The organism is Woronichinia naegeliana WA131 (assembly GCA_025370055.1).
Taxonomy (GTDB): Bacteria; Cyanobacteriota; Cyanobacteriia; order Cyanobacteriales; family Microcystaceae; genus Woronichinia; species Woronichinia naegeliana.
Window position 1 is genome coordinate 5,586,322 of the sequence record CP073041.1, and the last position, 20,999, is coordinate 5,607,320.

At 39.8% G+C, this 20,999-nt stretch carries 18 protein-coding genes and 8 pseudogenes; 5 read left to right on the forward strand and 21 right to left on the reverse strand.

The features are described from left to right. Positions 1-31: 31 nt before the first annotated feature. The 3 genes from KA717_28210 to KA717_28220 all read right to left on the reverse strand — a co-directional run bounded on the left by KA717_28210 (position 32) and on the right by KA717_28220 (position 2,305). The gene (locus tag KA717_28210; protein UXE59619.1) at positions 32-445 is read right to left on the reverse strand and encodes a hypothetical protein; all 414 of its coding nucleotides are present in this window, start codon (positions 443-445) and stop codon (positions 32-34) included. A 114-nt stretch (positions 446-559) separates the two neighbouring features. Then, positions 560-997 carry a hypothetical protein gene (locus KA717_28215; protein ID UXE59620.1) on the reverse strand — a complete coding sequence of 146 codons (438 nt, stop codon included), beginning with the start codon at positions 995-997 and terminating at the stop codon, positions 560-562. Positions 998-1,234: 237 nt separating this feature from the next. Further along, complete coding sequence (locus tag KA717_28220; protein UXE59621.1) at positions 1,235-2,305, reverse strand: IS1 family transposase; 1,071 nt, start codon at positions 2,303-2,305, stop codon at positions 1,235-1,237. Positions 2,306-2,360: 55 nt separating this feature from the next. On the opposite strand from KA717_28220, the gene KA717_28225 reads away from it, so the two are divergent. Next, positions 2,361-2,789, forward strand: coding sequence for a hypothetical protein (locus KA717_28225; GenBank protein ID UXE59622.1), 429 nt, complete (start codon positions 2,361-2,363; stop codon positions 2,787-2,789). After that, positions 2,755-3,306 carry a hypothetical protein gene (locus tag KA717_28230; GenBank protein UXE59623.1) on the forward strand — a complete coding sequence of 184 codons (552 nt, stop codon included), beginning with the start codon at positions 2,755-2,757 and terminating at the stop codon, positions 3,304-3,306. Before KA717_28225 ends, KA717_28230 begins: the two co-directional genes overlap by 35 nt. Positions 3,307-3,461: 155 nt before the next feature. Here the strand turns inward: KA717_28230 and KA717_28235 are convergent. Then, positions 3,462-4,799: pseudogene (locus tag KA717_28235) on the reverse strand (IS5 family transposase). Positions 4,800-4,934: 135 nt separating this feature from the next. Here KA717_28235 and KA717_28240 point away from each other — a divergent pair. Then, positions 4,935-5,363: a hypothetical protein gene (locus KA717_28240; GenBank protein ID UXE59624.1), complete on the forward strand. Its 429-nt coding sequence runs from the start codon at positions 4,935-4,937 to the stop codon at positions 5,361-5,363. Here the strand turns inward: KA717_28240 and KA717_28245 are convergent. The 6 genes and pseudogenes from KA717_28245 to KA717_28270 form a co-directional block, all read right to left on the reverse strand. Next, positions 5,336-5,803, reverse strand: coding sequence for a hypothetical protein (locus KA717_28245; protein UXE59625.1), 468 nt, complete (start codon positions 5,801-5,803; stop codon positions 5,336-5,338). The two genes, KA717_28240 and KA717_28245, sit on opposite strands and share 28 nt — an antisense overlap. Next, positions 5,763-6,938 (reverse strand): IS4 family transposase, encoded by a 1,176-nt coding sequence (locus KA717_28250; protein UXE59626.1) that lies wholly within the window; start codon positions 6,936-6,938, stop codon positions 5,763-5,765. Before KA717_28250 ends, KA717_28245 begins: the two co-directional genes overlap by 41 nt. Before the next feature lie 17 nt (positions 6,939-6,955). Further along, a complete protein-coding gene (locus tag KA717_28255; protein ID UXE59627.1) occupies positions 6,956-7,150 on the reverse strand; it encodes a transposase in 195 nt (64 codons plus the stop codon). Positions 7,151-7,442: 292 nt separating this feature from the next. After that, positions 7,443-7,592 (reverse strand): hypothetical protein, encoded by a 150-nt coding sequence (locus tag KA717_28260; GenBank protein UXE59628.1) that lies wholly within the window; start codon positions 7,590-7,592, stop codon positions 7,443-7,445. A gap of 235 nt (positions 7,593-7,827) precedes the next feature. After that, a pseudogene (locus tag KA717_28265) lies at positions 7,828-8,676 on the reverse strand (ISKra4 family transposase). A 261-nt stretch (positions 8,677-8,937) separates the two neighbouring features. Continuing rightward, positions 8,938-10,273 (reverse strand): annotated as a pseudogene (locus tag KA717_28270) (IS5 family transposase). 155 nt (positions 10,274-10,428) lie between these two features. Between KA717_28270 and KA717_28275 the strand changes: the two are divergent. Further along, a pseudogene (locus KA717_28275) lies at positions 10,429-11,049 on the forward strand (transposase family protein). 69 nt (positions 11,050-11,118) lie between these two features. Continuing rightward, a pseudogene (locus KA717_28280) lies at positions 11,119-12,400 on the forward strand (ISKra4 family transposase). A gap of 646 nt (positions 12,401-13,046) precedes the next feature. Here the strand turns inward: KA717_28280 and KA717_28285 are convergent. The 11 genes and pseudogenes from KA717_28285 to KA717_28335 all read right to left on the reverse strand — a co-directional run bounded on the left by KA717_28285 (position 13,047) and on the right by KA717_28335 (position 20,997). Further along, positions 13,047-13,148, reverse strand: a pseudogene (locus KA717_28285) (transposase). Between the two features lie 13 nt (positions 13,149-13,161). Further along, a pseudogene (locus tag KA717_28290) lies at positions 13,162-13,647 on the reverse strand (IS1634 family transposase). A gap of 126 nt (positions 13,648-13,773) precedes the next feature. After that, positions 13,774-13,959: pseudogene (locus KA717_28295) on the reverse strand (DUF29 domain-containing protein). Positions 13,960-14,348: 389 nt separating this feature from the next. Beyond that, on the reverse strand, positions 14,349-14,618 hold the full coding sequence (locus KA717_28300) for a type II toxin-antitoxin system HicB family antitoxin (GenBank protein UXE59629.1): 270 nt from the start codon (positions 14,616-14,618) through the stop codon (positions 14,349-14,351). Beyond that, a complete protein-coding gene (locus tag KA717_28305) occupies positions 14,615-14,806 on the reverse strand; it encodes a type II toxin-antitoxin system HicA family toxin (GenBank protein ID UXE59630.1) in 192 nt (63 codons plus the stop codon). The genes KA717_28300 and KA717_28305 overlap by 4 nt, the downstream gene beginning before the upstream one ends. A gap of 104 nt (positions 14,807-14,910) precedes the next feature. Next, complete coding sequence (phnE, locus tag KA717_28310) at positions 14,911-15,714, reverse strand: phosphonate ABC transporter, permease protein PhnE (protein UXE59631.1); 804 nt, start codon at positions 15,712-15,714, stop codon at positions 14,911-14,913. Between the two features lie 15 nt (positions 15,715-15,729). Next, on the reverse strand, positions 15,730-16,479 hold the full coding sequence (locus KA717_28315) for an ATP-binding cassette domain-containing protein (protein ID UXE64801.1): 750 nt from the start codon (positions 16,477-16,479) through the stop codon (positions 15,730-15,732). 98 nt (positions 16,480-16,577) lie between these two features. After that, the gene (locus KA717_28320; GenBank protein UXE59632.1) at positions 16,578-17,546 is read right to left on the reverse strand and encodes a phosphate/phosphite/phosphonate ABC transporter substrate-binding protein; all 969 of its coding nucleotides are present in this window, start codon (positions 17,544-17,546) and stop codon (positions 16,578-16,580) included. 172 nt (positions 17,547-17,718) lie between these two features. Then, positions 17,719-18,750, reverse strand: coding sequence for a hypothetical protein (locus tag KA717_28325; GenBank protein UXE59633.1), 1,032 nt, complete (start codon positions 18,748-18,750; stop codon positions 17,719-17,721). A 121-nt stretch (positions 18,751-18,871) separates the two neighbouring features. Further along, a complete protein-coding gene (iscB, locus tag KA717_28330; protein UXE59634.1) occupies positions 18,872-20,149 on the reverse strand; it encodes an RNA-guided endonuclease IscB in 1,278 nt (425 codons plus the stop codon). A gap of 179 nt (positions 20,150-20,328) precedes the next feature. After that, positions 20,329-20,997, reverse strand: a complete 669-nt coding sequence (locus KA717_28335) for a hypothetical protein (GenBank protein UXE59635.1) — start codon at positions 20,995-20,997, stop codon at positions 20,329-20,331. Positions 20,998-20,999 lie beyond the last annotated feature (2 nt).

Genomic DNA, 20,999 nt, shown 5'->3' on the forward strand with positions numbered 1-20,999 from the left:
CCTCTCGTATTGCAACGTTTGTAGCTTCTAGCTAGACGATACCAGTGCCAAAACATAAAGCGGCATGTAAATCATGAAAATAAGATATAGATGAACCTATACAACCGATCCAATTTTCCGATAATTGATTCCAAAGTTTCTCATAACGATCATCTTCAGGCTTAGACAAGCGATAACGCCAAAGGAATCCAACGGCATCTAAATCTTGTTCTGCAATAGAGGATAACTTCATTGAAAAAAATTTGCTGAATGACTGATTTGCTTTTTCAAAAGATGATAACCCCAGTTCCGCCACCCCTATATGCCAATAGATGTGCATTTTCATTCCAAAATTATCAATCCAGTTGTCTTTCGTTTTATATAAAAAATCAATAGTTTTTTGGTATTCAGCCATTTCATGATAAGCATGAGCTACGGCATGAATGGTATACACATTATTTTGCAATATGTTATATCCTTTTAAACCTATTTCTAATGATTCCCGATACTTCCCACTTTCACATAAAACAAAAGATTTTATCCCTAGATAATATCCATAAAGGGGATTATCTTCTGATAGTTACTTATCAGTTTCTTGAATTTTGTCTTGTAATTTACAGGTCTTACCACAACAAAAATCCAGCATATGCCTCATAAATAAAACTACAACATCACAGGGATATTGAGCAAGGAATTGATCAAAGCCAGCTTCAGCTTTTTCATAATCACAATTAGACCAATGTAATAGGGGTTCAAATAGAGCATTAATTAGCGGTAAAACCTTTAAATAATCATAGTTGTATTTCAAAAAAAAAGACACCCTTAAGTTGTTTCTGAGATTACAAGTGGTTAGCAGATCAAAGTTAATAAACAGATGACGAATCAATCTTTGTTCTGGTGTCTCATATTCCAAGGCAATGGAAAGATCATTAAGCGACAGAAAAGAACAACAAAGTTCAGGGGCTAGATTAAAAATACTTGATGGATTGTTTTTTGGCGAAAAATTAGCTTTTGACATAAAAAAACAAAACATAAGGTTAATCTCAATCGTAGCAGTAATTCCAAATTCGGAATGTATTCAAAAGCACAAAAAGCCAAAAGGATTTACTGGCAAGGGTTTTGCCATGAAAATTTCTAATTAAGTGCGATCGCTTTGGCTTTTGAAAGTGCGATCCTTGGGTTTTTGAGGGTGATTGCCAAAAAAGGGCACTGGTATCGTCTAGCTAGAAGCTACAAACGTTGCAATACGGGAGGTTCAAGAAATCAGGCGAATTTGGAGTAAGTCCTCCCAAGTAAACCCTTTTTCAATTATACCGAGAGCTACAGCAGGAACTTTTCTCGTAGTAAAATGGCTGCGAACAAAGTTATGAACCATCCAGAAAATATCTAGGACTCGCTGTAATCCCACAACAGATTTAGCGTAAGTATTTGTACGACGACGAAAGGCAGATAAATAGCGTCGGATAGCACTATTAAATGCCTCAACGTGGTTGGCATGGACGTCCTTTTCTTCTGGTTTTTCTGTTGCCTCTGGATGTTCTGGTTTCGGAGTTTCTACTTTCTTTAGTTTACCTTCAGAATCTCGACGTTTACTACTCTTATTTTTTAATCTTACTACCATTCCCTTCGGTAATACTTTGACGGGACGACCACGTTTTCCAGTCTTCAATACTTCGTGACAAATATTAAATAGCAGTTGACTATATCGCTTTTCTCCATCTGTAAATAACTGGAGAGATTCTGCACTCCTTTCAAATAATTCCGCTACCGTCATCATTGCTTCTAGAAATAATTTCTGCTCTTTTCGACCACATTTTAAATGCCAAATAAAGCGGCTAGCCCTGTCCATGAGAACGATTGTCCAACCCTCAGAGGCACTTGCTTCTTTATTTTTTCCAACTTTTGTGTATAGTTCATCCCCTTCTATTACTAGTTTAACAAATTCATTCACTAAGGCGTATAAAAACAATGTCTCTTGTAATCCTGATAATTTCTTTTCCCAATTCAATATTGTTGTTTTCGCGTAGCCGAATACTCGGACTGCGGCATTTAATCCTATTCCTTCCATTCTAGCTTTTAATACTTTTACAATTTCACTTAATGGGGTTTCTAAGCCAGCGATTACGCTACCATAAGTCTCAGCAAAACAAGAACTACATTCTTGACAAATGAACATTTTACGTTCCCCGTTACCTTTCGTTTGGTAATGAGAATGTATTTTTACTTTTTCACTATAGCAATGAGGGCAGTTTTTCTGAAATAAGGCTTCCTCTTTCTCTTGGGGTAAGCCAATATCACTTAGGAGGTCAATTGAGCTTTTATTCAATGTTGACAGGGCGTGACCTTTAGTTGATGAAGGAAAAGAAAAGTGTTAACATGAGATGAAAAGTGACAAAGAGGAAACAATGATGACAGCAAAACTAATTAATGTAGAGGGTTCAAAGATAAAAATAGAACTAACATTAGAACTCAGTCGTTCAATGTTGGATACAGAAATAAATATTCAAAAAGGCTTAAACGAAGTAGGTTGCATCGCCAGCAAAGAAGCCTTGAAATATTTAGATACAGATGGTTCACCCTTAAAAATCGGTGAAGAAATCTGGAAGAGTAAGGGAGAGCAACCGAAAGAATATCAAACACCTTATGGTGAGGTTATAGTGAATCGTCATGTATATCAGCGTTCACCTTTGAGGAAAAACGTATTGCCCCTTAGAAAGAGAAGCAAGGATAATCATAACATCAACGCCATTATTGGCAAAACAGGTATCCTCAAAAATGTCAGGGATGGCAGGCAAAGAGGTGAAAAATGATTTATTAGAAAATCATGGTAGAAAAGTAGCGCTATCCTATATCCAAAGATTGAGTGAAGCAGTAGGAAGTGTGGTACAGGCAAAAGAAGAAGCGTGGAGTTATGCCCCGCCCAAGGAGGATAGCCAAATTGCAACAGTGGGAATAGGATTAGATGGAACCTGTATGCTGATGTGTGAGGATGGCTACCGTGAAGCAATGGTGGGAACCGTTTCCCTATACGATAGTGAGGGAGAACGTCAACCTACAATCTATCTAGGTGCGGCACCAGAGTATGGAAAAAAGAGTTTTCTAGAAAGATTGGAAAGAGAAATTGAGCGAGCGAAAAACCGTTATCCAGAGGCAACATTGGTCGGGATAGCAGACGAGGCAGAATCAAATTGGAAGTTTTTAGAAAAGCAAACGGAAGAACAGATATTAGATTTCTATCATGCCTCTGGTTACTTAGGGCTTGCTGAAAAAGTCAAAAAACGAAAGAAATGTGGGTTAGGGAAGTATGGACTGAAAAAGCATAGATAACTTATCCTTATGGAAACAAATCAAAATACAGATTTTGTTTAATCTATTGTTCCTTTCTGTCTAAAAAGGTCAACACAAATCACTCCTCACAAAAGAGAGGAAAATTAACACCATTTTTCACAAGAAAAACGACTCTACAACTTTTTACTTTTTGTCTTCTGAAGTAGAGTAGAAAGATTCATTACCAAAAAGTTCATCGCAATTACCGTTTCCGAGGTCTCAGGTAGTTTGGCCATCACTCGACCAAGACTAAATTTCCTCTTTCCCTGTCCGAATTTACCCTCAATGGCATTACGCACTCTTTCATCTGAGCGTGCCTCTTTCTTTTTTTCTTTGCTCACCTCTTTCGGCGGTCTTCCCAATCGGGGACCACTCATTCTTATATCCCTTTCTTTACAATAAGCTCGATTCGCTTTTGTTCGATAGATTTTATCCACATGAACCGATTCCGGATAACATCCTGTTTCCCTTTTATATTCTTCTATTCGCGCTTGTAAATCTCCCGATTCGTTGTAATTATCCCAACTTAATTTGTCTAAGAAGACAAAGCCATTCACATTACTTGCCGATATTTTAGCTCCAAACTCTACTGCTTTTCCCGCTTTTCCACGCACTATTGGACGCACGTGAGGTTGGCTTACACTCACAATTCTGTTTTCTACTTTATTTGTCTTTTTTTCATACATTTCTAACTGTTGCTCATACACTTTTCCTATCGTTACAAGCTCTTCTTGCTCTTTTTTCGTTAGTTTTTCTAACTTTGCTCCCTCTTCTATCATTTTTTCTATATCAGACAAGTTTCTTTTTATATATCCTAGTTGTTTTTTTGTTCCTTTTCTTCTTTCTTTTTTTGACACACGACGTTTTTTTGCTATGGCTAAGTACTCTTTTCTTGCCACTTCCCTATAAGTCCTCGGCTTTTCTTTCCTTTTCTCTTTTATTTCTTCATACAGCTTATCTATTATTTTTTCTGTTTTTTCTCTGGCATCATTCAATATTCCTATATCCGTTGGATATTTTATATCTGCTGGTGTACAAGTCGCATCTAACAATAACTTTCCTTCATTTTCTTTTTTTTCTGACGCTACACCCGTCGCTTTTTTTTCTATTTCTTTATTAATTTTATTTATTAATTCCATTCCTATTTTTTTACGAAAATGAACCATCATTGACGCATTAAATGCTTCTTTGCTACTATAGCTTTCCATTCCTATAAAGTACTGTAAATAAGGGTTCTCTTTTATTTGTTCTACTGTTTCTCTGTCACTTTTTCCTGAAATTTCTTTGATAATTAATGCTCCTAATGCCATTCTAAATGATTTGGCTGGGGCTCCTTTTTTTTCTGTGAAGTTTTTTGCATATTCTTCCTCATATTCTTCCCAGGGAATCATTTTTGACATTTCTATCCAACGATTTTCTTCGTCTAACTGCCCGCCGAACAGATTTTTCAAGTTTTCTGGTGTTTCAATTGAGTACTGTTGCTTTCGGTACATCTGCTTTCTCTCTTCTTAATGCAATGGTTTTGAGGCATTCTACCCTATTTTCGTGCATTCTAGCGGTTCTTAATTCGCCTACTATTTTTCTCCGTAAAGGTTTCAGCTTTTTTCAGCAAGCCCTACTTAGGTGCCTTGGCAGAAGCGTTGCATCCGAATACCGTGTCAAAACAAAAAGAATGGTTGACTGAAAATTGTCGAGAACTCAAGCATGAAAAAGGAAAAGCAGGAGAACTGCTAAATCTGATGAAAGAAGTCAAAGAAGAAAAAAGTCATTCTAAGAATCTTACCGAGAAACTACAAGCGGCGATTACTTATTACGAGAATCATCAGCATCAAATGGATTATGCTGAATACTTAGAGAAAAAGTATCCGATTGGTTCAGGTGTTACGGAAGCAGCTTGTAAGACGTTGGTCAAACAACGATTATGTTGTTCAGGGATGCGATGGAAGGAAAAAGGAGCAGGAATTATTTTGAGCCTACGAGCTTTGGTATTGACCAAGGAACGATGGAGTCAATTTTGGGCAAAACTTGATCAATATGGGTTCCCTGTAGAACCCTGATTACAACAGCTTTTATCAACTAAAGGTCGCACCCTTTTTGAGGATACCTGTTTTGCCAATAATGGCGTTGATGTTATGATTATCCTTGCTTCTCTTTCTAAGGGGCAATACGTTTTTCCTCCTACTGAACGCTGATATACATGACGATTCACTATAACCTCACCATAAGGTGTTTGATATTCTTTCGGTTGCTCTCCCTTACTCTTCCAGATTTCTTCACCGATTTTTAAGGGTGAACCATCTGTATCTAAATATTTCAAGGCTTCTTTGCTGGCGATGCAACCTACTTCGTTTAAGCCTTTTTGAATATTTATTTCTGTATCCAACATTGAACGACTGAGTTCTAATGTTAGTTCTATTTTTATCTTTGAACCCTCTACATTAATCTGACTTTTCCCGTTAAGTGCGGATTGCAAGCTGCCAGCCTTGGCAAAGGTCATGCAACTTCAACCAACCGCGCCAAAGGACTTGGATACCGAGAGGAGTTTTACGACGATGTTCAAGATAACCACCAAGAAAAGCAACAGACTCGACAGCCCAAGCAACAGTCAAAATAGGGGGAAGTTTTTGAGAGGCGGCTGCTTTTAACACCTGAAGTTGAAGAGGATTAAGAATTTCAATCGCGAGAGCATCGGGCTGGGTACGATGAAGATAAGTAACGTGTAAAAGTTCAACAGCAATGACACTTAAAAAACCCAAAAGAGTTTTCATTCCATCAGAGGCAAGTCGATAACGCTCACTCTGACAACCAGACTTAAGGACTTTATGAAATTCTTCAACCCGCCATCGGTAGGTGTACCAACGAAGAATAGTGACAGCCATCTCAATAGTCTCAACAACTTCTGTAGTCAGAAGCATCCAAGATAAAGGAGTTTCGCCTTCGGGACAATCGATTTCTGTCGCATAAACAGCATAGACATTCAACGGGTCACGATTATCAAAACGATAGGGAGTTCGTAGATTAACTGAGCAAAATCGGACGGCAAGCTTAACCTTCCGTGCTTTTCTTTTTCCTGTACTCGGAATCTCGATTTCTTGATGAAAACGAATCGGTTCTGATTCCAAATGTTGCCAAAGTCGTTCACTATTTTTGTCTAAACTACGATTATGAGACGCTCTGACCAGCACTCCTGTATGCTTGAGTTGACGCACTGAGTCAAAGACTTCTGAAACATCTCCTTCTCTGTCAAATACATGAATTACCCTCGTTGAACTTTCTACCTGTTTCTCACAGGTGTTTAGAGCCTCTACCCATTTGTAGGATTCTTTTTCCTCAAATGGTCTTTGACGAGCTGCTTTTCTTTGTTCTTTCTGTCTTTCTTTTTTCTGCTTCGCCGTTTCATCTGTTGGGGGCTTTTCTTTTACCTCCCTATTCCACAGTTTTTGCCATAATAAACCTAATACTTGTCCTTTTTCTGGCTCAATTGCTAAAGCACTATGCAGTATTAATCCATTCCCTCCTTTTCCAGTCGGCCCATACCCTTCCCTTTTTTCCTTGATATTGCGATAATCTAAGAAGGTCGTATCTCCGACTGATAGCATTATCTTATATTCTTCTACGGCGGCAGTTGTCATTTCACAGTGCGGCTCTATTATCTTGACAAAGTCTGTTTTCGGATTCCCAAAAATTCATAGGCCCTCTTTAACTCGTTTCCTCCCTTAAACACTTCTGATAAGGCTTTTCCAAACCCCTCACTTAACTTTTTCCCAATCGAGAAGGCACGATTGTTTAGCCTCTCGTCTCCCAATTCACAACTGGCAAAGTTTTTTGTCCACCATTCCAACATTTTTTGACCTGCCCTTTAAGATTTTCTCCATTTTACAGTCTCATACTCCCTTCATCCTTTGTTTTTGAAATTTGAACGATAAGCGGGATGATGGCTTCAGAATATTTTTTTCCTGTCAAGAGAATCATTACTCAAACCCTTGCCAGATAAAGCCTCTAGAAGTTTGCATTGCTGGATTTTGGACTTAACGGGAAAAGTCAGCTACATTAATTAGTCTTGCTGTCATCATTGTTTCCTCTTTGTCACTTTTCATCTCATGTTAACACTTTTCTTTTCCTTCATCAACTAAAGGTCACACCCCTTCCAGTAATCTTCCTACCTGTCGAGGAGATATACTTTCCACTATTCCTTGCTTTACCAATTCCTCGGCTAATTCTCGTCCTGTCCAGTGACTGAGCGGACGAGCATAATCCCTTGGGTCATCACAGGCTAATTTGAACAACTGCAATATTTGTTCGCGTTTAAACTTGGCTGGTGCTCCACTACGCTCAGCATCTTTTATTCTTTATGTTATTTCTATTCCCTTTGCCTGCCCTGCTATCCATCTTTCTCTCCATTGACTTGCCATTTTTCGGCTGATTTTTAATTTTCTAGCAATTTCTCGATTATTTTCTCCCTCATCGGGAGCATCTCACCTTTGCAATAAGTAGAAATACTTAACGAGGTAAATGAAAGAGTCAAAAAAGGTAATCATTTAAATAGGAACAGCGATGACGAAGGACTTGTGGTACATTGTCAGAATTCCAACTCGCACCAGTAATTTTAAGACGATGACCAATTTGTTTAACTTGAGATTCGACAGAGCCAGAGCCAATGGAAATGCCCTCTGCCTGCAAATAACCATAATTGACAATCCGATGTTTATGCTTGTTTAAATAAATGATAAAATTCTCAGCTTGAGGCTCTGACCATCCCTCAAAACAGGAGATAGCGGCATCCACTTCACCCGTCCAAAGAAAAGACTTGACCTCCTCAATTCGCTGGAATGACCCCCCAACTTTATAGAGGTTTTCAATTAAGTGATACCAGTCCAAAATTTCAATTCGCTCATGTTTCTGTCCTATCTCACGAAATAAGTTCCAGATACCATCATGTCCATCTCCCAAACAAATTAAAGGCTTAGCCAAAATTTGAGAATTAACCAAGTCTAATAAAGCCGAGTTATCTTGAAAAAAGGCAGCTACCCCCAATTGATGAAAACTGACTCCTTTATAATCACGCCAAATTAAGGGTTCTCCCTTGGGAGTTCTGAGTCGTACCTTCCCACCATCTATGCTAATTTCTTCGACTTCTGTGTTAGAGGGTAATTCTTCAAAATGATAGCGATGTACAAGGCGTTGTTGCGTACTGTGAGAAACAGCAATTCCCGTCAATGATTGGATTTTCTTAGCTGCTTTTTCATAAGACTCATCGCCACTCAGTAGCAAACAGTTCTTCTCTAACATTGGACTCATCTGAGTTCGAGGCTTTAGTTCTAATTTCTTCGCTTGTTTTTCTGTAATGGGCAATTCCCCCAAAATACTTTGGCTCTTCCCCCAACTGTGTGGAAAGTGTATAATAGGGCTTGCTGAAAAAGTCAAAAAACGAAAGAAATGTGGGTTAGGGAAGTATGGACTGAAAAAGCATAGATAACTTATCCTTATGGAAACAAATCAAAATACAGATTTTGTTTAATCTATTGTTCCTTTCTGTCTAAAAAGGTCAACACAAATCACTCCTCACAAAAGAGAGGAAAATTAACACCATTTTTCACAAGAAAAACGACTCTACAACTTTTTACTTTTTGTCTTCTGAAGTAGAGTAGAAAGATTCATTACCAAAAAGTTCATCGCAATTACCGTTTCCGAGGTCTCAGGTAGTTTGGCCATCACTCGACCAAGACTAAATTTCCTCTTTCCCTGTCCGAATTTACCCTCAATGGCATTACGCACTCTTTCATCTGAGCGTGCCTCTTTCTTTTTTTCTTTGCTCACCTCTTTCGGCGGTCTTCCCAATCGGGGACCACTCATTCTTATATCCCTTTCTTTACAATAAGCTCGATTCGCTTTTGTTCGATAGATTTTATCCACATGAACCGATTCCGGATAACATCCTGTTTCCCTTTTATATTCTTCTATTCGCGCTTGTAAATCTCCCGATTCGTTGTAATTATCCCAACTTAATTTGTCTAAGAAGACAAAGCCATTCACATTACTTGCCGATATTTTAGCTCCAAACTCTACTGCTTTTCCCGCTTTTCCACGCACTATTGGACGCACGTGAGGTTGGCTTACACTCACAATTCTGTTTTCTACTTTATTTGTCTTTTTTTCATACATTTCTAACTGTTGCTCATACACTTTTCCTATCGTTACAAGCTCTTCTTGCTCTTTTTTCGTTAGTTTTTCTAACTTTGCTCCCTCTTCTATCATTTTTTCTATATCAGACAAGTTTCTTTTTATATATCCTAGTTGTTTTTTTGTTCCTTTTCTTCTTTCTTTTTTTGACACACGACGTTTTTTTGCTATGGCTAAGTACTCTTTTCTTGCCACTTCCCTATAAGTCCTCGGCTTTTCTTTCCTTTTCTCTTTTATTTCTTCATACAGCTTATCTATTATTTTTTCTGTTTTTTCTCTGGCATCATTCAATATTCCTATATCCGTTGGATATTTTATATCTGCTGGTGTACAAGTCGCATCTAACAATAACTTTCCTTCATTTTCTTTTTTTTCTGATGCTACACCCGTCGCTTTTTTCTATTTCTTTATTAATTTTATTTATTAATTCCATTCCTATTTTTTTACGAAAATGAACCATCATTGACGCATTAAATGCTTCTTTGCTACTATAGCTTTCCATTCCTATAAAGTACTGTAAATAAGGGTTCTCTTTTATTTGTTCTACTGTTTCTCTGTCACTTTTTCCTGAAATTTCTTTGATAATTAATGCTCCTAATGCCATTCTAAATGATTTGGCTGGGGCTCCTTTTTTTTCTGTGAAGTTTTTTGCATATTCTTCCTCATATTCTTCCCAAAGAATCATTTTTGACATTTCTATCCAACGATTTTCTTCGTCTAACTGCCCGCCGAACAGATTTTTCAAGTTTTCTGGTGTTTCAATTGAGTACTGTTGCTTTCGGTACATCTGCTTTCTCTCTTCTTAATGCAATGGTTTTGAGGCATTCTACCCTATTTTCGTGCATTCTAGCGGTTCTTAATTCGCCTACTATTTTTCTCCGTAAAGGTTTCAGCTTTTTTCAGCAAGCCCTATAATAGTAATACCACAGTAGGAGGTGGAGTATGTGGATAAACTTGGATGAGCTACTAGGTTTGCCAAAGGTAACAGTCGTAAACTATCGAGAAATAGATGGTGCTTTGTTCTTAAAATTAAAAATGAAAAACGAAGTAATGGAATGTCCAAATTGTCATAAAGAATTGGAAGATATAAATCAAATAGAATATAATTTGGTTCGGGATTTATCCCTATTGGGAAAGAAAGTATATCTGGAAGTGCCCCGCCGCCAGTTCCATTGTGAAAAATGTCAGAAATACATAACAGAAAGACTGGACTTTATGCGGCTAAGAAAACATTATACAATTCGTTATGAAGAAAAGATTTATGAGCAAGTAAAAAAGAAAAATGTAGAAGAGGTAAGGCAAGAAGAAGAAATAAGTTGGGGAACATTGGAATCAATATTTGAAGAGTATGCAAAGCAGGCAGAAAAGAAGGAATGGGAATTACCAGAAAAGATAAGTTTAGACGAATTTAGTAATAGAAAAGGAAAAAAAGACTTTATTACAACAGTGATAGATATAAATAAAAAGGAATTGTTAGAAGTAATAAAAGGACACAAAAAAGAAGAGATAATAGAAGCCCTAAAGGTGCAGCCAGCAAGGGTTAGAGAGAACGTAAAGGGGGTGCGACCTTTAGTTGATGAAGGAAAAGAAAAGTGTTAACATGAGATGAAAAGTGACAAAGAGGAAACAATGATGACAGCAAAACTAATTAATGTAGAGGGTTCAAAGATAAAAATAGAACTAACATTAGAACTCAGTCGTTCAATGTTGGATACAGAAATAAATATTCAAAAAGGCTTAAACGAAGTAGGTTGCATCGCCAGCAAAGAAGCCTTGAAATATTTAGATACAGATGGTTCACCCTTAAAAATCGGTGAAGAAATCTGGAAGAGTAAGGGAGAGCAACCGAAAGAATATCAAACACCTTATGGTGAGGTTATAGTGAATCGTCATGTATATCAGCGTTCACCTTTGAGGAAAAACGTATTGCCCCTTAGAAAGAGAAGCAAGGATAATCATAACATCAACGCCATTATTGGCAAAACAGGTATCCTCAAAAATGTCAGGGATGGCAGGCAAAGAGGTGAAAAATGATTTATTAGAAAATCATGGTAGAAAAGTAGCGCTATCCTATATCCAAAGATTGAGTGAAGCAGTAGGAAGTGTGGTACAGGCAAAAGAAGAAGCGTGGAGTTATGCCCCGCCCAAGGAGGATAGCCAAATTGCAACAGTGGGAATAGGATTAGATGGAACCTGTATGCTGATGTGTGAGGATGGCTACCGTGAAGCAATGGTGGGAACCGTTTCCCTATACGATAGTGAAGGCGAACGTCAACATACAATCTATCTAGGTGCGGCACCAGAGTATGGAAAAAAGAGTTTTCTAGAAAGATTAGAAAGAGAAATTGAGCGAGCGAAAAACCGTTATCCAGAGGCAACATTGGTCGGGATAGCAGACGGGGCAGAATCAAATTGGAAGTTTTTAGAAAAGCAAACGGAAGAACAGATATTAGATTTCTATCATGCCTCTGGTTACTTAGGTGCCTTGGCAGAAGCGTTGCATCCGAATACCGTGTCAAAACAAAAAGAATGGTTGACTGAAAATTGTCGAGAACTCAAGCATGAAAAAGGAAAAGCAGGAGAACTGCTAAATCTGATGAAAGAAGTCAAAGAAGAAAAAAGTCATTCTAAGAATCTTACCGAGAAACTACAAGCGGCGATTACTTATTACGAGAATCATCAGCATCAAATGGATTATGCTGAATACTTAGAGAAAAAGTATCCGATTGGTTCAGGTGTTACGGAAGCAGCTTGTAAGACGTTGGTCAAACAACGATTATGTTGTTCAGGGATGCGATGGAAGGAAAAAGGAGCAGGAATTATTTTGAGCCTACGAGCTTTGGTATTGACCAAGGAACGATGGAGTCAATTTTGGGCAAAACTTGATCAATATGGGTTCCCTGTAGAACCCTGATTACAACAGCTTTTATCAACTAAAGGTCGCACCCTGTTGACATTGCTTTCTGTTTTCCCTTTCTTTAATATAATGACAATAATAATAGTATAACAAAAACGGGAATATGTCCAGTCGTAAGTTATTTTCTATTTTCTCAAACTCTTACACCATAACTTTTTCTAGCTTTGATCACACGATACCAGTACCGGAATCAGCGTAATGCTCTATTTAGTGATTGATCAAGTTTGTTTGCAGGTTGCTGACTCTCCAAGAGGCTAAGATTCGAGGAGGAAGTACAAAAAACGTCAGAAATCAGCGAAATCTCTCTTGACCTCATAAAAGCGAGATAACGTCTGTATTTTCTGTTACCGTTTGAATTTGGAATTGCTGATTTATTTAGTCGGTTTTGGTCTCGTATATTTAGTGAGTCTTACCAATTGATGCAGACACCAGATCAGACTTTGTTCAGCATATTAGTATATCTTGATCCAAGTCACGGAACTAGTAGTCCAAGGCGTAAGTTTGGGTGCTATAAAATTTAGGCAGCCAAAACCTTCCCCCGATACGTCCATCGAAAGGGCTTCGCCATAGTGCGGTTAAAATAGTCGATGAATTCAAGAATTTGCGTTCTTAAATCATCTTGACTGAGAAAATTTCCTCGTTTCAGTAACTTACGCATTAAAATACCAAACCAAATCTCAATTTGATTGAGCAATGAACAATGCTTCGGTGTGAAGTGAAAAACAATTCGATGATTGGGGTCACTGAGAAAAGTTGCTCTACTCGCCATTGATTGAAGCCCACATTCCGCAGGTAAGCCAAGAGACAAAGTAGTACTTTTGACATGAAGAGCCAAGAAAGGAAAGAATATGTTTGTGTTTGGAGGTCAAATTAACGATAGTTTGAATGCCGTCAATCTCTAACCAACGGATAAACAGAAAAGACTGAAAGACCCAAAGCAGAGTGGGAATGGCGGTCGGTTTACCCTTTTGATTAGGAATAGTCTGATGGGCAAGAGCCAAAGCCTGTCGTAGGCGACGTTGTGCCAAAGTATAAACCAATAAAGAGACAACCATAATCATCATCAAAGCCATAATGCGTTGAGGATTCTTGAGAAAAAGAGCAGAGGCAAAAAAGAAAGGGTCTTTGAGAAAGCGAAAGCCGCGCTCGGTGTTTTGTTGAGCCTTATATTCAGCCAACATCTGGTCGGGACTCAAAACCTGAGAATCAAGAACATTAGTAGCTAAAATAAAGCGTCCAGCCCGATTGATAATCGCCTCGCGATCGACCATTGCCCCCAAATCATCTGATTCATAATGTCCGCCAAACGCCTCAGTAGCAGCCCAATCTAGAGCAAGAGCGTATATCTCACTAAATGTCTCAAACAATTCAGAATCAGCAATATATTTACCACCAGCCTTACGCCGCCGATTTGTTTTCTGAATTTCGTTAACCGCATTTTTGATTGACAGATCCCAAGACCTAGTTGTGCGTTTTTCCGCAGCCCGTTTAATCAAATGTAAGATGACAATCTTCGCGTAGCTAGAAATCTTGTTGATTTTGTCATCCTTGCTCATTTCTGTCATCTCCTCCACCAATAACAAAGCATCGGAGATATTGCCACCCATCAGCAATGTCCGTAATTCTAACAACTCTTCCATACTTTTAACCCCTAGCTTCGTAGCCTAATCTATAGTTTGCTTAACTTTAAAAACAGTATCATCAGTCGCGTTCACATAACGGCTAAGACATTTTCTTCGCTCCTCGTTAAAAAAACTGTTTTTATTATAGTAAAAGATTGGGCGTAAACGCATCGGGCGATCGCCATTTGCCCCTACAAGTTTCGGGGATTACTCTGATAATAAAGCAAAAATTTCTGCACGGCTAACATTTTCACCATTAATTCTTTCAGCGATCGCCTTCGCTAAAGCCATATCTTTCACTGCGGCCATTGCCGTAAAAAGTTTCATATCACCTCCTGTAAACTTGCAACTGAAACATGAGTTAAATAAAATTCTTCTCCTTCCGAATCGCGCAAAGCATCCAAATAAGCATCAATGCCACGCGGTTTGGGCAAGGTTTCTGTATCTGCCAAATGTAAAGCCAAGGCTGATCGCATTAGGGCAATTGTGGCTTCTAAAGTTTCCCCTGTTGCGATACAACCCGCCACATCAGGAGAATAGGCCGAAAAGCCCGTATCACTTTTTTCTAAGACAATAAGATATTGATCCATCATTTTAAACCTGCCTGTCTGAGAAGACTGGCTAAAGTTCCCTTACGAACATCATCGCTCAATTTTCCAGCCATTGTCACCTTTCCCGACTTAGTTGGATGCTTAAACTGCCGATGACTTCCTACTGTATCTATCAAAACCCAACCATCTGCCTCCACTAACCTAATCAAATCTCGAACTTTCGTGACCATAATGGTTAAAGATTAAACGAGTTATTTTGAGTTTGTTCCTAGCGGCTTCTTAACCACCCACTCCAGATGACGACAATAATCAATGCCTATGCTCAGGCTTCTAGTTAAGAAGATTCTAATTTTTGTCTTAACTTACTGCTAACTGCATCAATGACCGTAACAACGACCAATAAAACTATCATAAAAGTCGCCGCTTTGGGACGTTCAAAACCATTGATATAGGTGACTAATTCAAAACCAATTCCTCCGGCTCCGACGACACCGAAAATAGAAGAAATACGGATATTATATTCAAACATATAAAGGGTATAGCCTAGACAGAGCGGTAATATTTGCGGCAAAATTCCGTATTGAGTCATCTGAAACCAGGAGGCTCCGCTTATTTTTAATGCTTCTAAAGAATGGGGATCTACTGACTCGATCGCTTCTTGATAAAACTTAGCGAGATAACCAATGGTATAAACGCTAACGGCCAAGGTTCCAGCAATTTCACCTAGCCCCACTGCTGCCACAAAAATCAAGGCTAAAACAATAGAGGGAATAGAACGAATAAGATTTTGTAGAAAGTTAGCTCCCCAATTTAACCAAGGGGGAGAAAGGCGATGACTACTGGCGATCGCTAGAGGAAAGGAAAAAATAGCCCCCAACGTTGTTCCTACAATTGACATTTGAATCGTTTCAATCAGAGCTTGAAAGGCTAAATCAAGTACTGACCAATCGGGAGGATAAAAATCCGCCAGGAAAACCTGAAGATAATGGGCTGCATTATCTAACACTGTCGTGTCTATTTTTAATCCCTGCCAAGCCCAATAATAAATTAAGATGACAATAATAAGGATGCCAACTTTTTTAAAACCGCGCTGTAATTGTCGCCTATTATCTAATCTAAATTTCAACTTTTTTTCCATTTTTTAGCCCAAAAATTAGTTTAATGCCAGAGATAATTGAGCAGAATTAGACTGACTAAATTTCTGAGATAAATTGCAAGAAGAACCATCATAAATAATTTTACCGGCCTCTAAGATAATGGCGCGTTGGGCATAGCGACTAGCCATTACTAAATCATGTAGCACTGTGACTACCGTTAAATTTTGTTCGCGATTTAAACGGGCTAAATTGTCCATCACTTGATGGGCTGCGAAGGTATCTAAACCAGAAGTCGGTTCATCGGCTAATAGGATCTGGGGAGACTGAATCAAGGCACGGGCGATCGCCACCCGTTGTTGTTGGCCGCCACTCAGTTGACTGACCCGTTGCTCTGCTTGTTCTTGTAATCCTAAATCGGTTAATAAATTCAAAGCTAAACCGCGATCGCTTTGTTTAAATCCGGTCAAAGTCTGCCAGCTAGAACGGGAACCTAATAGACCACAGAGAACATTATCAAGGGCCGACAATTGATGAATCAAACCGCCTCCCTGGAAAATCATCGCTAAATAACGACGTATCTTCTTAAGGTTATGAGCCGTGATCAAATTATCATGAACTCGAATTTCTCCTCGTTTTAAAGGCAGTAAACCGACAAAGGATTTTAATAAACTCGATTTACCGGCTCCATTGAGTCCCAAGATCGCTACAAATTCTCCCGCTTCAATTTGACAGGAAATATCATTTAAAATGGGTCTGCCTGTTGCCGTTTGCTGTGAACTTAATAAATGATAACAAGCAATGGTCATGGTATTCAAAAATCAAACAATCAATAAAGTAATTGACATCAAAGTCTGTACATTTGAGAGATTAAGAAAGATTGCATTCCTCTGAAGGATAGAAACCATTAAGGCTCTAACTTGGCTCTTTCTAAGGCTTTTTCCATGGGAGCAATGTGGCGATTGTGATCAACTTTCACTAACTTCGTAGAATTGTATAAAGACTGAAACATCGTGTTATTACTGGGTTCGTTCAACTTTAAAAAAGCGGTAATCAGGTTGTTTCGTTCTGCGGTTGGTACATCGTCGTCAATGACAATGCCGTGAGCAGGAACCCCAGGAATTGACCAAATGACGCGCAATTGTTTGGCTTCTTCTGGGGTAATCCAGGGAGCTTTGAGTGCGTACTCAGAAACGGCTGCCACATCGGCCTGCTTTTTCAACACGGCTTGCAAGGCACTGGGATAACCATCACCATAGATAACTTGACCGAAAAACTGATTATAGCGATCGGGGTTGGGAATCAGTCCGAGGGCAACAAATTGACTGGTGGGCATAATAAAACCAGAGCCTGATGAACGAGAAGCAAAAGCCATCCGTTTACCGCGCAATTGGGTCAGGGTTTGCTTTTCCGTCGGTTGTTGTCGTAGGGGACTGTCTTTTCGCACCACTAAAACAGAGTTGTAGGTATGGCCACCAGAATAATCTTGGCGAACTTCCGCTAAATATAATTTTGCCTTAGTGGTTTTTTCGGCTCGAATGGCGGCCCGACTGCCTAAAAAAGCGACATCAGCACGGTTTGCCCGCAGAGCTTCAACGGCGGCTCCCTCATCAGCAACCATGGCTTTGACAGGTATTCCAGTTTGTTTTGACAAAAATTGAGCAATTTCATTGGCTTTTCGTTCTAAATCCGTTGCATCTCGACGATTCGCAAAGATGATCACCAGTTGTTTGGGGTTGGCTTGGGCAATCTGGAAAGGGGATGAAGATAGGGCGATCGCGGTTTGAGGAACGATTAAACTATTTAGATAAGTTCCTAACAGTAGAATGGTGGTAGCACCTAGAAAATAGCGGGTGAGGGGCAATGGCAAGGTCATAAAAATTGCAAAAGATTCTCAATAGACTTAGCCTACAATGAAACTATTGCAAATAATTCTCAAAACCCTGGATGATAAGCAAAACAAAAAGCTTAATAATAAAAACATAATATTATCTGATTATTGAGAGGGTTTAGTCGTCCCAAGGCGGCGATCGCCATTATTCCCCAAACTAAATCAGGGTTAGGGTGGTTTGCACTGTTCCGGCACGTTCCCCATAGGCCGTAACCTGAATCTCGGTTTCTAGCGGCCCCTTAACTACCCATTCCAGATGACGACGATAATCCAGTCCAGAGGCTAAAGAGGCAAAGGCTTTATTAGAACGTCCTTCTAGATGGGGAATTTCCTGTTTCAGCAAACCACTCACCAATACCACCGTTCCCGGCAACGTCAATACCACCTCAATGGGACGCACCGCTTTCCGTTCCAGGGCTTTCTGACTAGTGTAGGTTGGCAAAAATCCTTGATTTTCCCACTGCACTACAACATGAAAAATATTCTCTCCCTGGGCTGTTACCACGCTGCGGGCGATCGCTAAACGAGGAGAAGCTAGGGCATGGGCGATCGCAAACCGAAACTGCTTTTCACAGAGTTCTGGTAAATATTGACAAGGAGCATTTTGCCAAACCGATTTAAACTTCCACCCCCCAATTTCTACCCTGCCCAGTTGGGGATGATCAAACGGTTGCCAAGGCACAAACCCTTCACCCTTTAACGCCTCATCGTTCCATTTCAGCAACTGATAGTCATCTTCAGGGGAATGCCAATTCAACCATTGAATGTAATCCGCTTTTTTAATACCAGCCTCCGTCGGTGCATCCCAGAGTTCGATGGTAAAACCAAACCAGCCATAATGATCGTAAGCATAGTTATCCATCACTCCATAGATCACGTCTTTGGGATGGTAGCGAAAATCATGGAATGTAGATAGACACTCGTAACCCGTTAAACTTGTGCCTTTTTCTCCCAATAGTTTATAAATTTCTAAATCTTCAACCGGAAAATAGTCATCGGCATGGGTGCTGTAGGGTCGCAAAATGACTGCTGAATAGGTGTGATAGCTGATAAAGCCGTTAATATTGCGATGTTGCTGCCAAAACTCCGCTTCGGCACGGGTTTCAGGTTCAGAAAACGGAAAATCGCCGGCACCTGGTTGCTGGCCTTCTGGGGCCCAGAGATGGGGATAATTGCGGTTAAAATCCATGCCTTCTGGGGACGGAGCCAGACCAAATTCATAAGAAAAAGGTGGGAGTTTGGAAACTCAGCGTCTTCAGACCTGAGAGGAAAAACGACTCAGGGGAATTTATTCCCCCGTAAAATATGGGTTAAAAACTATAGGAGTAACCATCTTTACGATGAATTGCCCGACAGTATTTATGCCCAATTCCTTGTATTAGCTGTGAGGATGTTGAAATATTGAAACTACCACTAGAACGAACAGCAACTCGTCCAACGTAAGTTACGATTTTCTTTCCAGAAGTTACGATTGCCTTAACAATGTCACCTGTCTGAAATCCTTTAATAAACTTAAGGCGAGGGACATAACGAGATGGGAAGCCAAATTTATCGGTGCGACACATTTGACGGCATCCATGTCCTGTTGCCTTAATCAATAAAGGCTGCTTGGTGACAATCCGTAAAGAATCAATCGTTCCTACACAAGCGGCATCAATCCAATGAGCTTTAGTTAATTTTAATCGAGTGCGATTAAACTTAGTTTGTCCACCAGATCCCGTAGAAACAGGTAATCCAGTGATCTTTAAGGCATTAAATAAAGCCCAACGGGTCGAATTAACGGCGGCGGCATCCTTTAAAGGAGACTTTGCCTGACTCAATACTCGTTTCAAGACATCAGGTTTTCCTGAAAGAAAGTCTTTAATATCCTGAGTTCCCTTGCCAATATTACAGGGTTCACAGGCTAAACAAAGATTGGAAATGCGATTAGTTCCGCCCTTCGCCTTGGGTTGAATATGCTCAACTTGGAGAGGGATATTCTTTGCTCCACAATAGGCACATTGACGGTTCCATTTTTCCAAGAGATATTCCCGCACTTCGTAACCCTGTAACTCTCCTTGTTGGTATTCAATACCAGAGATTTCAGGGTTTTCCATTTTCTGTAAATCGAATCGAACCAACTCCTGAACAATGCTAGTGACAGGACAGTAACGAATCAATTTCTTGACCAAGGTTAGCGTGGTATCTACTCGATGTTGGAGACTGGGAGTTAACCATCCCTTTTCCTTTTTCCGATTAAGGAATCGAGCAGGACGATAGCGAGTTTTACGATTTCGGCGATTACGACGAATAGCGCGACGGGAATCTAAGTCGGACTTGATTTGTTGTCCTCGGTGAGATAATTCGGCTCCCCAAATGACATCTTCTCCATTGAGAATAGCAATCCCTGTTGCTTGAGAGCCTGGGTCGATTTTAAGAGTCAACGAATTGACTTCTACATCTTCTTGCTTCTCCTTGAGAATAATGGTGAAGGGATACCGACGAAATACAGCAGCTTTTTTCTGATTCAGTAACAATCGTGCTTGAGCAGGATGCACTGGATTACAAGGCTGTTTATCGGTATCAATAACAAAAACATAATTAGACATAGATAACTCCAATTTCTTGGGTAATGTTAGCCTCGGTAATGTTTTAAGAGCTTGTTAGATTGAAAGCACTTCCTTAACCCCGTAAAGATGTTTAACTTTCAACAACAGAGCGACAAACTGGCTACGCATTCGTCGGTGTTATGACTCAAAAAACGTAGTCCTCGAAGGACTTAACCTGGTCAGCTAACTGAAGTTAGAGGCACGAAGCCCCCGTACTTCAGTCGGGGGTGCTGACACTGATCATAATTGCGAATCAGTCCTTCCGTGAGCAAGGTATAGTAAGTACTGCCAAACTCTTCCGGCTCTCGTCGCACCATTACCCTGGCATCCTGTTCTGATACTTTCCATGCACCACAAGCATCCTGAATCCGCATTTGCAGAATCAAACCATCCTGGTTAATATCTTCGGGATAAAGACCATCTCGCTCTTCGGGGTAGGGATAGGCGCGAATACTAGAACGCAAACAGTAGGGAGTGGTTAAATATTTCTCGGCTCCATCCACCGCTAAACGAGGTAAAACATAGATAGTATAGTGATCTAAAAGATAGGTAATTTGTGGATCTTGGCCATACTGAGTCACCAGTTGATAGAGACTATAGAGGGCAACGGCTGAGCCAGTCACTTCCCCTGCATGGGTATTAGCATCAATCCAGTAACCCGGCTTGGTCAGGTAATGACCCGTTTGTTGTTGCGTAACGATTAAAACCCAAATATCTTGGCCGCCATAGCTTTGACCGATCACCTGTTGTTTAATTAATTGTGGATAATGAATGACGAGATCGGCTAGAAAGGCTTCAATTTCACGATAAGTAAAATAGTGGCTAAAATCAAAGGGTTGAACGGCCATAG

What these genes read in the sequence shown, in the direction of transcription:
- KA717_28230 (UXE59623.1), top strand. Translation starts at nt 2,755, where the DNA reads ATGTCAGGGATGGCAGGCAAAGAGGTGAAAAATGATTTATTAGAAAAT.
- KA717_28300 (UXE59629.1), bottom strand. Translation starts at nt 14,618, where the DNA reads ATGATGGATCAATATCTTATTGTCTTAGAAAAAAGTGATACGGGCTTT.
- KA717_28325 (UXE59633.1), bottom strand. Translation starts at nt 18,750, where the DNA reads ATGGATTTTAACCGCAATTATCCCCATCTCTGGGCCCCAGAAGGCCAG.
- KA717_28320 (UXE59632.1), bottom strand. Translation starts at nt 17,546, where the DNA reads ATGACCTTGCCATTGCCCCTCACCCGCTATTTTCTAGGTGCTACCACC.
- iscB (UXE59634.1), bottom strand. Translation starts at nt 20,149, where the DNA reads ATGTCTAATTATGTTTTTGTTATTGATACCGATAAACAGCCTTGTAAT.
- KA717_28245 (UXE59625.1), bottom strand. Translation starts at nt 5,803, where the DNA reads ATGACCTTTGCCAAGGCTGGCAGCTTGCAATCCGCACTTAACGGGAAA.
- KA717_28215 (UXE59620.1), bottom strand. Translation starts at nt 997, where the DNA reads ATGTCAAAAGCTAATTTTTCGCCAAAAAACAATCCATCAAGTATTTTT.
- KA717_28225 (UXE59622.1), top strand. Translation starts at nt 2,361, where the DNA reads ATGAAAAGTGACAAAGAGGAAACAATGATGACAGCAAAACTAATTAAT.
- KA717_28305 (UXE59630.1), bottom strand. Translation starts at nt 14,806, where the DNA reads ATGGTCACGAAAGTTCGAGATTTGATTAGGTTAGTGGAGGCAGATGGT.
- KA717_28255 (UXE59627.1), bottom strand. Translation starts at nt 7,150, where the DNA reads ATGTTGGAATGGTGGACAAAAAACTTTGCCAGTTGTGAATTGGGAGAC.
- KA717_28315 (UXE64801.1), bottom strand. Translation starts at nt 16,479, where the DNA reads ATGACCATTGCTTGTTATCATTTATTAAGTTCACAGCAAACGGCAACA.
- KA717_28250 (UXE59626.1), bottom strand. Translation starts at nt 6,938, where the DNA reads ATGACAACTGCCGCCGTAGAAGAATATAAGATAATGCTATCAGTCGGA.
- phnE (UXE59631.1), bottom strand. Translation starts at nt 15,714, where the DNA reads ATGGAAAAAAAGTTGAAATTTAGATTAGATAATAGGCGACAATTACAG.
- KA717_28335 (UXE59635.1), bottom strand. Translation starts at nt 20,997, where the DNA reads ATGGCCGTTCAACCCTTTGATTTTAGCCACTATTTTACTTATCGTGAA.